The organism is Paraburkholderia phymatum, from assembly GCF_038900715.1.
Classification (GTDB): Bacteria; Pseudomonadota; Gammaproteobacteria; order Burkholderiales; family Burkholderiaceae; genus Paraburkholderia; species Paraburkholderia phymatum_A.
On sequence record NZ_JAYMRZ010000019.1, the window covers coordinates 156,088 to 169,884 of the forward strand.

Sequence of the window (13,797 nt, forward strand, 5' to 3'; positions counted from 1 at the left end):
ATACGCAGCTGGTGTCGTACACCCGATTCGATGACACGCGCGATTTGGAGTAATCGTCCTTCTCGCGCCCATTTCCGGTAGTAGCAGGACGTCGAACCGCCTAAGCAAGACTTTGCAGACACGCACGCGTCGCGCGATCGAATGGTTTGCAAGTCATTGATTGATCAGGCCCCTCCCCTCTCCTACCGCCAGAATTTGCACGAGAAGTGCGATTACCTCTATTACCAAATACATATGTACCTAGATAGCGCGCGTAGCTCACACTGCGCAATATGGCATGAGTTTTTAACCCGAAAGACCGTGCCTGCCATGATCCGCCGAGAGTTGCGAAGATGAGCGCCAACCCATCCTCACCGCCACCAGAGACACCTGATTCGAGCAACAACTATGTTCCAGGTGCGTCTTCTGTCTTTGGCCTGGCTCGCGACGTGTCCGTTTGCCAGCGGCTACTTTCGTTTGCCGCGCAGCGTGGCATCGAGATTCGGGAAGAGCATCTCAGCGCGGTCGGCCGTGCAGTCGAGGCGCGATCCAAGAATCATTGGAATGCATTCGATATCGCGTGTTTTTATGCGGCTTATGCAGCGATTGCAAAAGCTGTTTCTCCCGTGACGAGGGAGACGCTCACCCGTCGGGCGCCAGCCATGGCGCAAAAGTCGATGTGGTGGTACGGTTGCATTGCAGCCTTCATTGCCGTACTGGTGATCGCGTTGTCATGCCTAATGCTGATCTTTAACCAGTTCACAACCGACATCGACAAGCAGGTTGAATCGAACGACAAACTTGCTCTCTTGATCCACGACGAAACGCAAGCCTTCATTTTGCAAGTATGGGACTCGCGCGAGGAGCACGCAAGTGATCACCTCGTCAACTCTCAAATGGCGCGGGAACTGAAGGCGAATATTCAGAAGTTCGCCATCAGCATGCGCCAGCTGTATTCGGATATCGACAGCCTGAACGATGTTATGAATTTTTTGGGTTACTTGAGATTCAGTAAAAAGACAGAGATTTGGCAACGCGACGAGTACATGGGCAATTGCAAAACCAAGGATATTGGCATGGTAGAACCCATCACCAATCAGGATACAAATTTCTGGATGTGCTCTGCAGATGGCTTGAGAGCGAGCCTTGAGATCAAGGTGCCGCTGCTCCATGTCGGTACCACTGATGTGCCAGACAACCCGCCGATGCCCCGCGCACGGCCCGCTCCAAAGCCGCCCGTGGATCAGGTGCAGGAAGGGTTTCAAAAAATAGCCGTGTATCAGGATATCCGCGAAATTGCGTTGAAGCTGAAGGCAGAGGCAAACAACTTTGGTGGGTCGATCGTCGGGTTTGTTCTTCCAGTGTTGTATGCAGCACTCGGCGCTTTCGCGGCTGTCTTGAGGCGAATCTGGTCGGAATTGGCGGCGAGCACGTATCACCTTCGGAAATCCCCGATCGTGAATCTCGCTCAAATCGCGACTGCCGTCATTATCGGCATCACAATCGGACTCTTCACCAGCTTTCTGGAGAGCAGCAAGACGCTGCCACCGCTAGCGTTGGCATTTGTCGCGGGCTATGGCGTCGACAAGTTCTTCGAGTTTATCGAACGCATTGTGAGCGCGATTTTGCCTTCCGAGCAACCGCGCTCGCCGCCGGAACCCGAATTGAGCAAAGCCAAGTGAGGGCACGTAAACATGCTTCTCGGGCGGTCGGCCAATGAAGCCCCGCACCCGGATCTATGCGGCTACCCCGGTGACTGCGCCGGTCATGATCCGGCTTTGAAGTTGGGGATCGTACTTTCCGTGAAGAATCTGGCGGTACCGCAAAAGCGCCTGCAACAAGGTTTGCTGATTCATGGATAACGCGCGGTCGAGGGGCAGGCAGGCCGATCATTGATCCGTCTACTTTTTCCGTGCAAACCGCCAGACTTCGCGCGGTCCGAACGGTCAGGGGGTGTATGTCTTCGCGGTGGGAACCGCCTGAATTTGCGCGGAGTACGCACAATGTTCGGAGGCGCGTTCCGCACGTGACGGTCGAGGTCAATCAGTCCGCTGCCAACTGATATTTTTCTCGTGCATCGGAATGACTTATCGGTGATGTCTCCGCTAACCGGGCAGTCTCACGATCGTGACGCGCCGGTTCTCCGGTGCCGTAGGATTCTGGATATTCAACGGCTCGGACGAACCTTTTCCGATGGCCAAAAGACGTTCGGGCGCAACGCCATCTTTGCGCGTAAGATATTCCAGAACTGCAACAGCGCGATCCGCGGAAAGTTTCATGTTGGCATCGGGATTGCCTCGCGGGTCGGCGTGCCCCTCGATGCGAAACCTATACTCAGACAGTTCCACTGAATCCATTGCATGCGCTACTTTGTCGAGCGCTGCGCGCGCACGATCAGTGAGCGTTGTGGAGTTCGTGCCGAACGTGATCAGCAAGTTCAACGAACCACCGTTCGTCGGCATCATGCCACCACTATCAGGGACCAACCTATGCACAAGCCCACGTGTGGTGGTCTTGTTGTCGGCCGCCTCTGGCTTCAACGCATTGATGATCGACTTCTCATCAATATTCTGCTCATCCAGTAGTGGTTCAGCGGCCACCATGCGTGCAATGACGATGCACAACATTGCAATGGAGATACCGCATCGTTTGTGCACCGTAGCGGCTTTGACGCGTCTTTGTTCCCACATAGCGCTTCTCCCAACTTCGTTTTTGCAAAACGAAAAGAGAATCAAAGATCTGCCTGCTTCGGCTTCGCAAAACACAGCCGACTTACTTGTGACCTCACGAGCCGGTTGAATACATGCTTCTTTGCGCCATTTATCCTGGAGCAAGTAGTGAGGGAGACAATGGAGACAAGGCTCTTGAACTCACGGCCAATCAAACCTGAAAGTGACCTCCCATAAATCATTCTCGTCCTGCTGAGGATAAGCGCTAAGTGCAAGTCCCAAATCACGCCCAAGACTTTGATTGTGTATTGCGTCGACGGCTTCGACAGAAGCGTATTTTCCTGATGTCCATACAAACATTGCTCCCGGGCACTCGTCCTGATTGATACCAGACTCGCCTTTGTACCAATCTTTCGGTCCATAACAATGCCAGTATCTTCGTTTGTTGGCTCCGAAGCGCTGGATAAAGATTCTGCCGTACCCACCATTTTCCGGGGGACTTAAAGTACGCATCCAGTGTGCTCCGGCTTCTCCATATGCCGATGAGAGAATTTTGATTTCAAGAAACCCCGGTCGGACTTCCTTCACCGATACCCCTTTCATCCACCCTCCAATTGTCGAGAGCCCGCCTTGGATGCGCTCAAGCGGGATAGTCAAACAGACGCGCGCATCAATGGGTGGCGATCGCCAACCGATGATCCAGACGCCTCAGCTTCCCCCACCATCCCCAAAAAGGGCAAAAGGTGCCCAGAAAAGCGGGTGCGCATACGACGCGATCATCTTGCCGTCCTTGAACCGTCCTGATTTGTCGATCATCGCGACCATGGTTTGCCGCAAAGCTTCGGCGCGGCCCAGGGTCGGGTCTTCTTTCTGAAAAGAGAACAGATGGGTGGTCAGTTCCTCGGCCGATCCGGTTTCCACGGCCCAATGCGTCGCTAGCAGAGCACGTGTGCCCGCATAGAAAAAAGCCCGCCCGAGACCCGACACCGCCTCGGAACCGGCACCATCGGCCGCTGCCGTATTGCAGGCCGACAAAAGCACCCAGTCGGCGTTCAGCTTGAGTGTAAGCACATCGGCCATCCTGAGCAGTCCATCACCATCGCCCCCCACCACCTTGGGGTTCGACAAGGCCAGAGCAGGCTGCTCGAGTCCGTCGAGGTCGCCCGGCACCAAACCGTGCGTGGCAAACATGACGATACGGCGATCGGCAAGCAACGGACTCTTTGCCGCTGATACTGTCGCAGCCTCGCCGAGAAAAACGTCCGAACTCTCATTCGCACCAAGGGCACGGGCGACACCGCGTACCTCCTCCGCTGTTTCCGGGAGAGGCATCAGATCGTCCAGATGCGCCGATACCACCGCCTGGCTATCCAGCGCGCCGCGACCGGTAAGACGTGCATCAAGTACATGGATCGCACCTGCATTGCGTTGGCTCAATTGAAGCGTCCTGGCTGACTGACCCGCGCTGAAGACGGGATCACCGAAGCCGATAAAGTTCTTGCGGGCGCCTTTCTCGCGGGTCATGCGCCGCAGACTGACGAAGGCAGCCGCTGACGGCACGCTCGAACTGGCATGCGTGCGGACCAGCCACGCGACCTGCCGGTAACGATCGAACAACGCGCGCGTGTCAGTCGATTGCGCAGCAGGTGCACTGGACAGTAACGCAAACGGCACAAAACCAAGGGCCTCATCGGGGATAATCACGAGCGAATGCGTGTGTTCCCATCCCGGACGGACAGGCTCGAGCACCTGTTTGTAGATCGCGTGACTCGCGGCGAGATCGAACGGCTTGATGCTCGCGAAAGTCTCACCCTGTATTTCGGTCGTCGCCCGGATTGACGCCACAAACCGTCCAATCTGCTCGCGCCCGCCGTTCGACGCGCGAAACAGGATCGCGCCAGAAGGATCGACGCTCCAGATATAGGTGCGTTTATTGGTAAGGAACGTCGAGACAAGCACTTCGTCGGGGCGCAATACCTGTGCGACGGCATTGATGCCCACGACCGGTGATTCCAGTGCGTCGCCACGCCCGCCGAGGCGCGCGATGAGATCCTTGTGGACCACGTCCTGTTCGCGCTGGATCTGTTTCAGTTCATCCACGAGATTTGCCGCGACCTGCCGGATCTGCACACTTGGTTGCGTGGCGGATAGCCTTGCAAGATGAACGCGCAATGCACTCGCCCGCAAACTGAGGTCCTGTTCCTGACGAACGATGTCTCCTGTTTGCGACAACGTCGCGGCGGCCCGCGCCGCGGATGCCTGAATCGCGCGGCGCACCTCGCCCTCGCGTGCCGAATCCGCCATGATGAAGGCCTGCTCGGCCATCTGCCGCTTTACGTTGCTATCGCCGGCGGACGCATACGCGTCGAACAGTATGCCGACGTAGCATTCCGTGAGGAGCCTGTAGCGAACATGGTCAAATACGATGTTGCCCCCACGGCTCGTGACGTATTGCGCCAATACGCCAAACTCCGCAACGGCCTCGGCATTCTGTCCGGCATGCGCGAGTGCGAACGCATGAATCCCGCGCGCCTCGACCCATTCACGGCTGCTTTCGCCATATGTGCTGCGCCGCAGTTCCACCAGGTTATCCGCAAGCAGGAGCGCCCGCGCGAACTGGTCATTTGCGGCCAGAGACAGAATTGCGTCCGGTGACTGCTGAAATAGCGACTTCGCGAAGAAGTCATCGTCGGGCAATCCCGCTTTCGCCTGTTCAAACGAGGCAAGGCTTTTGGGCAGATCACCTTCCGCCAGATAGACGCGGCCCTTGAAGTGATCGATAAGGCGCCGCTGACGCGCGTTGGGCGGCACTTTCATCTCGTCCAGAATCGCGAGTGCTTCGTCACTGAGGCGAAGCGCATCGGCAATGTGATTGCGGGCATAGACCGCTTCGCCCAGCGCGAGAATGGCGTCGACGGTATCAAGGTTGGTTCGCCCCACGCGGTGAAGCAGCGTGCGAATCACCTGACGATCAATCGCCTCGGCTTCGTCATATCGCCCCTGCATCACCAGATTCGTGGAAAGATGCAGTAACCGTTCTTCGACCCAGTTTGGCGTCCGGTCTTTGCGGGCACTGTCTTCATACGCGACAATCGAGTCACGTATATAGGGCTCGGCTTCGCGCCAGTGTCCGTCCGATTCCAGTATCAGATATTCGACCGTTGGAGCGCGCCACTCCTGTGGCGGATCGGATCGATTGATGTGGGCCATCAATTGCTGGGCCCGGCGCCCGGCGTTGCGAGAGTTGCTTGTGTCGCCCATCAATGCATAGATGGCACTTAGCGTTTCATTGTCGCCGATCGATTTCGGCACCTCGACCAAGGCCTGTTGCATGAGTTCGATGCCGCGTTCGAAGTTGCCAGCCGCTGCTTCCGCACTGGCAAGCTCCCGTACCACATCACGGCGCGCACCCGTGACGCGGGTGTGCGCCGTTTGCTCATAGGCAGTGCGCAAATCAGCGAGCGCCTGTTCAGGTCGACCAATCTGTTCAGCTGCAGCCGCGCGTTTCCAATAGAAGGTCACGAGGCCTTGCCCATCCTCTGGCTCATCTGTGTCAGCCATCGCCGTGAGACGCGCCAACGTGGTTTCGTTGCCCTTTACGGTGCGGATTTCCGTGAGAATGTCATTCGTATTGCGCGGCGGTTGCAGGATTGGCTGAGCGGATGTGGAAAGCGGCAGCCGTACCGCTTCGTCATTATGCGTCAGTGCGCCGGATGAGCAGCCGGCAAGCAGAAACACGAAAAGCCAGCATGCAGGTCGCAAGTTCGATTTCGTTTTCACTTGCCTCTCCCTATGTCATCACGACTGCCAGCCCGGGAATTGCACTTGCGTCAGATGGATGCCGTCCGGCTGTAAGGATAGAACATCGCACATGAGGCCGCGCGTGCTTGCGTCTTCCTGGGCTTGTTCCGGCTTTAACGCGTTGACGATCGAGCGATCACTAAGCTTCGGTTGCCACATGCCATGTCCTCCCGCATTTGATCACTAAAAGCACGCCAAAACAAAAAAGCATAACGTCGAAGTTGACGTTGGCGTCCGAGCATCCGTGCGTTGCCCGCCCGATGCCAAAAGGCTCCATCGAAACAGTCAACGAGCGGCATCGCCCGTGAGGACGTATGCCGCCCAAAAGTACGGGTGTCGATACAGTTCCCCGTCCTTGCCACTGGCCATATCCCGCTCGGTGCGCTCAAGGGCGACAGCCTTTGACAGCGAGGAATCGTCGGCAAAGGTACGAAATACGCCGGTTGTCACTTCGATGGCCGAATGCGATTCGACCGCCCACTGGGTGACGAGTATCGAACGCGCGCCCGCCGCAAAAAATGCGCGCGACAATTCCGAGATCGCGTCTCCCGCGTTACCGCTGACGAGTCCGGTGTTGCAGGCGGATAGCACCACCCAGTCCGCGTTCAGGCGCAACGTCACGATATCGTCCGCAGTGAGAATCGAATCTGCCAGGCCGCTTCCTTCGTACGCCAACGCGAGCCCCGCCTTACGCCAGCCCGGCACTTCTCCCCCCACTATGCCGTGCGTCGCGAACAGGAGAACACGTTCGTTCGACAAATCCCTCGTCATCACTTCGCTGCGTGAGGCGCTCTTCCCCCATAGCACGCTCTGATCGGAGGCATTGAGCGTCTTCGCAATCGAGTTCGCCTCGTCGAGCGTCTCGGGTAGCGGCGCAACGCGATGGTAGTCGAACGAAGCAGCGCGATTGTCGACTGGAAAGGCTCGTGCTGGAGGTCTGTCTACTGGAATGTCGGCGGTGGTGGCCGGCTCGCGTCCGTCGAAGCTCGGATCGGCAAACGCGATGAGCGGCTCGTCGGCGTGCGTTGACGGATGACTTCGGGCTAGCACGAGGGCAGACGCACTCGGTATGCGAACCGGCGTTGCCGTGCTGATCCACCAGTTGGCATCCGCGAGGCTCGACGCTGGACGGGTCAATAGTACGTCGAAGGGGAGGCTCGCGAGGATGCCACTTGTGCCGATGTAAACTGTCGTCGCGCCCTTGATGTCGTCCTGCACCGGGGCAATCAGCGCCTGATAAAGGCCTGCTGCCGCAGCCAGGTCAAAGCCGGCGAGATCGCCAGGGCGCCGCGGTGGTGTCCCCGCATCAAAACTCGCGCGCAACGCCACCACCTTTTTCCTGATTGCGGCACGCGTCGTCGCCAGACGAAGAGCGCGAAACGCACCGCCCGGATGCACCACGAACGCGTAGCTTGCATCACGCCCTGCATAGAAGTCCAGGTAAACCTCGCCTTTTTGAAGCACCTTGCCAAGGGCGACGGGTGTCGGCATCACCGGAGACACTAGTTGCCGGTAGACGGGAAACTGCGCCACGATCTTCTGGCGCAGACTCGCGAGCTTGCCATCGATGGCCTCAATTGCTTTCTCTTCGTGCGTGACAACCGAACTGGCGAGGAATTCCGTCGACGGAAACGGGGATGGCGCGTGCGCCTGCTCCATCCTTCTAGTTGCGCGCGCGAGTTCAATGTGTGCCGTATTCTGCTCGTAGCGCAGTGCCTGTTCCTGCTCGACGAGCGCGCGCAGTCCTGGTGTCGATGCCGCTAGGCGCGCCGCGCCGTCGATCATCGCACCTTGCGTGGCGTTCATATGAAATAGCTCGGCAATTCGGAAAGCGAGCATTTGCCCCTGCACGCCTTCGTTCATTACACGACCCATAGACATGGCGAGCGCCCCGTCTTCGACGTAAGCGCCGCGCGTGCTCGAGTCGTTCCATTCGTCTTCGGTACCGACGATCGGCGTGACATAGTCTGCGATGTCCGCCTCGCCGACCTGGGCGGACGGATCCTGGAGGCGGTAGAGCATCTGCATCGCGGCCGGGTACTTGTAGAACGGACTTTCGGGTCCCTGCGAGCGCAGCATCGCGGTCATCAGCGCCGCTATCCGGCTTTCGGCTTCCTGCCAGTGTCCGTGAGCTGCCAGGATCAGTGACTCGCGTTCGTTGGCACTCGGAGTGCGGGCTACGACCGGATTGACGCTCGCCGCAGACTCCCAGGCGTCCGCATCCGCCTGATAGTCGCTGATACGCCCGATTGCCAGGGCGACCATCAGGCGCTGGCGTAGCGCGTCCGCAAAATTGCCCGAATGCGGAGCAGTATCCGCCTGCCGGAGGCCCGCAATGGCTGCGTCGATCGCCGCGAGCGCACCGTCGTAGTCGTCGTTGGAAGCCAACGCAATGGAGAGTCCTAGATCGACGTTCGCACGCTGCGTGGGGCTTGGCTTAAGGTCGGGCCGGTTGTCGATGTCCCAGCGCACCTCGTTCGCATAGTTCAGCGCCTCCGTGCGGCGATTGTTCTGGACCATTAGCCGCATCAACGATGCGAAGCTGCCCAGAATCTCATTGGCCGCGGCACGGTGCCGCTTTTCGCTGAGGGCTGGGTCGTTCAGGTCGTGCCATGCGAGTTCCACGCCCTCCCTGCGCAATTGGAGCGCAAGGGCATGCCGGTTCAAGTCGAGGCGATCGATCTCCGCCTCGGCGCCAAAGTATGCGTAGGACGGGTCGTTGGGCAGCGTCTCCAGTTGTTCCGGCGTGGTTTCGCGCGCGAGCGTCTTCGCCTGCTCGATCAGGTGTTGGCTTCGCGAATAGTTGTCAGAAAGCGCGTAGGCAATGGCCAGGCTGGACGCCGCCAGCGATCGCCGACCTGCGGAGATCTGCGTGTCATTAACGATTTCCTCGCGCACGCGCATCGAATCGACGACCATACCAGCACGGAAATAACCAGACGCGAGCGAATCGAGCAACGCGTACCGCGCTTCGCCGTCCGTCGTATCACTCAGTTGACGACGCACCGCCTGCTCGCGTTCCTGCACAGCAGGCTGCCCGGCAGACCCAATGAGCTTCGAAGAAGCGGAAGACTGGATGTAATGCGACGTCGAGGATGTCCCGCATGAGCTACCGACGAGGCCCACCAAAATCAGGATAACCAAAGAGGCCAGACCGCGGCCACGCACCGGCATGATGCCTGACTCCACGCATTCGATTAGCTTTCGCGACAAGATGCGATCGTCGCTTCGATTCCACCAATTGAAGCAGGGTGTTGGGCTGGGTTCAAGGAGCGATGTGCGACTCGTATGCGGTAGCGCACGAAGCTCCGCTTTTGCGCAGTTTGCCTTGGGGTGGACGCCATACTGTGCGCGACTTGCCTATTTTCGCGCCAAAAAGTCGCAAATCCTTCACCCCGGCCGCTCACAAAAAGTGATCGCCTGTGGATTGGCCTCGAGCAACACGCACTGCTCAAGCAAGGCGCGGCGATAGAACGTCATCCGGCGCGTGAGCTTGGGCGTTTGCGATTTTGGGTCTTCCCATGTCTGAATCTGTTGACGATACTTAAGCTTGTCGCGCAGGCATCGAACTGGTGCAAGCACCCACGTGTTTCAGATCGTTTCTCGTTTTGTAGAACGGCGTCGTAAGGGATTGCTTTCCCGACGCCATGTGGGCGTACGCGCGAAGAAAAGCGTCACACATCGTCTCGCAGGTCGGGGCGCAGTTCCGCCTCGATCTCGCGAATGGACGGCAGTTTTGTTTCCAGCGAGGGCGGCACCTCACGCAGCAACTGGTACTCGGCGACGCCCATCGGCTTTGCGACACCGCGCAGCGCATACTCGGCGACCAGCCGGTTCTTTTCCTTGCATAACAGCAGGCCAATGGTCGGCTGATCTTCCGGCGCCTTCACCTGTGCATCGATAGCGGACAGGTAGAAGTTGAGCTGGCCGGCGTATTCCGGCCGGAACGGTGTGGTCTTGAGTTCAACGACGACGTAGCAGCGCAACTTGGGGGGCGAACAGGGTAAGCACAATTTCCTATCATAAGCACCCAAGTTATTGTTCTTGGACAAAACCGCTGAAAATTGGCATATACGTCGAACTGCCAGCTGGAATCAGAACTCATCCCCGATTTGCGGAAATGATTCAGCAGGTCAGGCCAAGGAGGCTACGACTTGGGTTGCCACAAATACCCCGCTTTTTGCAGCCGGGCAAGCCAGGCTCCCCGCTTGCCGTGACTCGACATCAATTGCGCCAGGCGACGCCGGAATACGGCATCCCGCCTGACGTTCGCATATGCTTCGGCGAGATCCTGCAGCTTCTGGAATGCTTGATCGTAGGCGCTGCCCGTTGTGCGTCGCAGTTGTGCATCGATGCTTGACCACGCCGTGTCCTCCTGTTCGAGAAGTGATGTGAGGTATCGCGTGCGTTCCTCTCGACGGCGGGCTTCGGCTGCCTGGCGTGCCTCCTGCTCCCTTCTTTCACGGATGGCACGATGTGCGGCGACCCTTGATTCGATTTCGGATATTCGACGGCGCCTGGGTAAATTCAAGTGCTTTGTATTCCTGCCTTTCTCCCATTTGAGAAATGCGTTTCGAAGCGTTCTCTCCGCTTCATGGCTGCGCCCTTGTAGCAGCATGCGCAGCTTCGCACGCATTTCATCAACCGACAACTCACGTAACCAGGGATCAAAGTTGTCCTCGCTTCCGTTGGATTCCGAGGCCAATATTGACGGACTGGACTCAGCGGCGGCGGCGAGCCAATCCGCATCCAGCATCAGAAACTCCGCCAGAGCCACCTGCGCGGGCGTCAACGCCTGTAATCCCGCAGGCACCGGCGGTTCGAATTCGTCATCGCACAGTTCACCATTCCCGAGTCGGGCAAGCCACCCGAGATAAAGCGGGCGAGCATCGCCGCCCAGCAGCTCGTTGCGCACAGGCAGCAAGCGCGTCATCCACCCCGCACCATCCAGCGCTCTTCCGAGAAGCGGGAGTATTCGCCCGAGTCATCATTGAACGACCAGTCGAGGATGCACCAGTCATCGACATCCATGGCCTCGAAGGCTTTCCCGAAACGGGGGCGGCCTCTTTCGTCCAGCTTTGACGTAATCGCGGATGGTCTCCGCGTCAAACGTCCCATGCGGGAGACGAAGAAGCAGGCGGCAGTTCCCCCAGTTGGAAGAGTAGACATGGGCGTCGAAATATTGCTGTACCCACTCGAGCGGGTCGCCCTTGAGATCTCCCCAGTGATATTCGTTGACGAAGCTTGAGGCGGTGATCGTGGCCCGCGTGGAGAAACTGCGCAACTCTGTCTGCTGGGTCGCCGTCAGCAGCTGGTCGACGCATGCAAACTCGTAGTATTGGTATTCGCTCATGCCAGATTCCCGTAGCGAAGCACATGGAAGACGAGAAGGTGAATGTGCTGGCGCGCAACCGGACGGAACCCGGAAATTCCGGGCCGACGTGAAAGCCAGAATGCTTCATGGCAAGCGCCGAAAGGCGTGCGCGTTGCCATTGTGACGTCCTTTCGGCACGAGATGCGGCGCTTTCAGCCAGTCGCGCCCGCGACGCCCAGCCGCATCCGGTAGTCCACCAGTAGCTGCTGCTGCGCTTCGATCTGCGCGGCCAGCTTCGTCAGGTCCACGTTGAGCGAGTCGCGAGCCTCGCGTACCTGGAGCAGCTCGGCAACCCGCGCATCGGCTGCCACCTGCGCTGCATCGCGCTCGGCCTCGGCGCGCGCCCAATCGGCGAGCGCACGATTGAGGGCGGACTGCAACGCCTCGCCATGTGCCTGCTGATCGCGTGCGAGCCTGGTCGTGGCCGCCGCTTCGGCGACGAGCCGCGCGTTGTCCCGGTTCAGCTGGGTGATCTCGTTCTGCCGGACGATGGCCGTCTGGTTCGCCTGGCGTAGCTCAGCCTGCACCTGCTGGACCTGCTGTTCATGTCGGTGCGCTTCCTGCTCGCGCTGCTCGCGCGCGGCCGTACGGAAATGCTCAAGGGAATCGCGCGCATGCGTGAGCTTTGCCTCGAGCGACAGGCGGAAGCCCTCCTGCTCGGCAAGGCGCTCGGTCTGGTCGCGTACCTGCTGGGAGAGCCGCTCGACGTCCAGGTCGCGCTGATGCAGCGCCAGGCGAGTCCCGGCGTGCGCGTCCTGCTCCCCGGAAAGGGTGGCGGTCGCGCCAGATAGTTGCTCCCGCACCGTGGCCAGGTCGGCGACGAGCTTCTCGATTTCGGACTGCGCCTGCTGGCGTTGCGCGGCCGCAGCGGCGGCCTGCTGGTCGATGAGGGCTTGTGCTTCCTCGTGCAGGCGGGCGGCAAGGCGGCTGACGAGATCCTGGATCGCGTCAGAGAGCGACCCGGCGCGCGCGAGTGACGCGCCCTCATCTTCCTCCAATTCCTTCAGGTACCGGTGGATCGTGGTTTTCGAGCCCGTGTTGCCGAGCGCGATACGTATCGTGTCGATCGATGTGTGCTGCCCCTGCGCGAGCAACGCGTCGCGGGCGCGCTTTACGTCCATGCGCGTAAGACCGGTGCGGGCCATCCGCTTCCTCACTCGAATATCGTACCGTATTACGTACCATGTATATATGTATTGTTGGCACTGGTCAAGTGATGTCCTAGGTGGCGTTTATAGATATGCGATAAAGGAGGATTATCGAATGCGAGAGCCCGAAAAGTGACCTCCGGCGGACGGAAACGGTACGGAATACGGATTCGCTGCCCGATTTCAGGCCAGCTGCAGCTGGAGACCCTCTCCGGGCGTGCGCATCTGGTAGCCCATCGCCCGGTAACCGCGCTGGCGCTTCTCCCACATGCGCTGCAGTGCCGGATGGCCGCCGTCAACGTAATCGATCACCCGTACGCCGGTTTTGCCCGCATGTTCGCGATGCAGGCGGCCGGCGTACTGCTGCAGGGTGCCCTTCCAGGCGACCGGCATGCCCAGCACCAGGGTGTCCAGCGCCGGATGATCGAAACCTTCGCCCACCAGCCTGCCGGTCGCCAGCACTACGCGGGGCGTGTCACCGGCCAGCGCGTCAAGGGCAGCCAGCTGCGCAGCTCGCGCTTTCCTGCCGAGGCGGCCGTGCAGAACGAACAGCGGCTTCACCGTGTCCGCCAGGACCTGCTGAAGGCTTTCGAGATGGTCTGTGCGCTCGGTGAGCACCAGCACATTGCGTCCCTGCGCGTATTGCTCACGGATGGCCGTGGCGATCATGTGTGTGCGCGACGCATCCTGCGCGAGACACGCGAAGACCTCCTGGATCGGCGCGTCGGCCGTAACATCCACTGCGGCGGTGAGCCTTTGCGGGAACACCTCGAGCATCTGTGGCGCGCTGGTCGGGGATTTCGCTGCATGCCGGATCGGCCCGCAC

10 protein-coding genes and 1 pseudogene are annotated in these 13,797 nt (G+C 59.3%); 1 reads left to right on the forward strand and 10 read right to left on the reverse strand.

All coding sequences use genetic code 11. From position 1 onward, the window contains the following. Positions 1-332 precede the first annotated feature (332 nt). Positions 333-1,661 (forward strand): hypothetical protein, encoded by a 1,329-nt coding sequence (locus VSR68_RS29875; protein ID WP_342943286.1) that lies wholly within the window; start codon positions 333-335, stop codon positions 1,659-1,661. Positions 1,662-2,084: 423 nt separating this feature from the next. Here VSR68_RS29875 and VSR68_RS29880 read toward each other — a convergent pair whose 3' ends face one another. From VSR68_RS29880 to VSR68_RS29925, 10 genes and pseudogenes are all read right to left on the reverse strand, one after another. Further along, positions 2,085-2,669 (reverse strand): OmpA family protein, encoded by a 585-nt coding sequence (locus VSR68_RS29880; protein WP_342943287.1) that lies wholly within the window; start codon positions 2,667-2,669, stop codon positions 2,085-2,087. Positions 2,670-2,849: 180 nt separating this feature from the next. Beyond that, the gene (locus VSR68_RS29885) at positions 2,850-3,251 is read right to left on the reverse strand and encodes a hypothetical protein (protein WP_342943288.1); all 402 of its coding nucleotides are present in this window, start codon (positions 3,249-3,251) and stop codon (positions 2,850-2,852) included. Positions 3,252-3,356: 105 nt separating this feature from the next. Then, on the reverse strand, positions 3,357-6,428 hold the full coding sequence (locus VSR68_RS29890; RefSeq protein ID WP_342943289.1) for a CHAT domain-containing tetratricopeptide repeat protein: 3,072 nt from the start codon (positions 6,426-6,428) through the stop codon (positions 3,357-3,359). An 18-nt stretch (positions 6,429-6,446) separates the two neighbouring features. Then, complete coding sequence (locus tag VSR68_RS29895) at positions 6,447-6,608, reverse strand: hypothetical protein (protein WP_342943290.1); 162 nt, start codon at positions 6,606-6,608, stop codon at positions 6,447-6,449. A gap of 126 nt (positions 6,609-6,734) precedes the next feature. Further along, a complete protein-coding gene (locus VSR68_RS29900; RefSeq protein ID WP_342943291.1) occupies positions 6,735-9,623 on the reverse strand; it encodes a CHAT domain-containing protein in 2,889 nt (962 codons plus the stop codon). A gap of 500 nt (positions 9,624-10,123) precedes the next feature. After that, positions 10,124-10,438, reverse strand: a pseudogene (locus tag VSR68_RS29905) (PDDEXK nuclease domain-containing protein); the annotation flags it as partial. A gap of 158 nt (positions 10,439-10,596) precedes the next feature. After that, a complete protein-coding gene (locus VSR68_RS29910; RefSeq protein ID WP_342943292.1) occupies positions 10,597-11,382 on the reverse strand; it encodes a hypothetical protein in 786 nt (261 codons plus the stop codon). An 84-nt stretch (positions 11,383-11,466) separates the two neighbouring features. Next, a complete protein-coding gene (locus tag VSR68_RS29915; protein WP_342943293.1) occupies positions 11,467-11,802 on the reverse strand; it encodes a hypothetical protein in 336 nt (111 codons plus the stop codon). 173 nt (positions 11,803-11,975) lie between these two features. Then, positions 11,976-12,968: a DNA-binding protein gene (locus VSR68_RS29920; RefSeq protein ID WP_342943294.1), complete on the reverse strand. Its 993-nt coding sequence runs from the start codon at positions 12,966-12,968 to the stop codon at positions 11,976-11,978. Positions 12,969-13,154: 186 nt separating this feature from the next. Beyond that, positions 13,155-13,797: DEAD/DEAH box helicase (locus VSR68_RS29925; protein WP_342943295.1), on the reverse strand; the 643-nt coding region annotated here is incomplete at its 5' end.

Coding starts and splice junctions, on each gene's coding strand:
- VSR68_RS29900 (WP_342943291.1), bottom strand. CDS start 9,623: ATGCCGGTGCGTGGCCGCGGTCTGGCCTCTTTGGTTATCCTGATTTTG.
- VSR68_RS29910 (WP_342943292.1), bottom strand. CDS start 11,382: ATGACGCGCTTGCTGCCTGTGCGCAACGAGCTGCTGGGCGGCGATGCT.
- VSR68_RS29920 (WP_342943294.1), bottom strand. CDS start 12,968: ATGGCCCGCACCGGTCTTACGCGCATGGACGTAAAGCGCGCCCGCGAC.
- VSR68_RS29895 (WP_342943290.1), bottom strand. CDS start 6,608: ATGTGGCAACCGAAGCTTAGTGATCGCTCGATCGTCAACGCGTTAAAG.
- VSR68_RS29915 (WP_342943293.1), bottom strand. CDS start 11,802: ATGAGCGAATACCAATACTACGAGTTTGCATGCGTCGACCAGCTGCTG.
- VSR68_RS29880 (WP_342943287.1), bottom strand. CDS start 2,669: ATGTGGGAACAAAGACGCGTCAAAGCCGCTACGGTGCACAAACGATGC.
- VSR68_RS29875 (WP_342943286.1), top strand. CDS start 333: ATGAGCGCCAACCCATCCTCACCGCCACCAGAGACACCTGATTCGAGC.
- VSR68_RS29885 (WP_342943288.1), bottom strand. CDS start 3,251: ATGAAAGGGGTATCGGTGAAGGAAGTCCGACCGGGGTTTCTTGAAATC.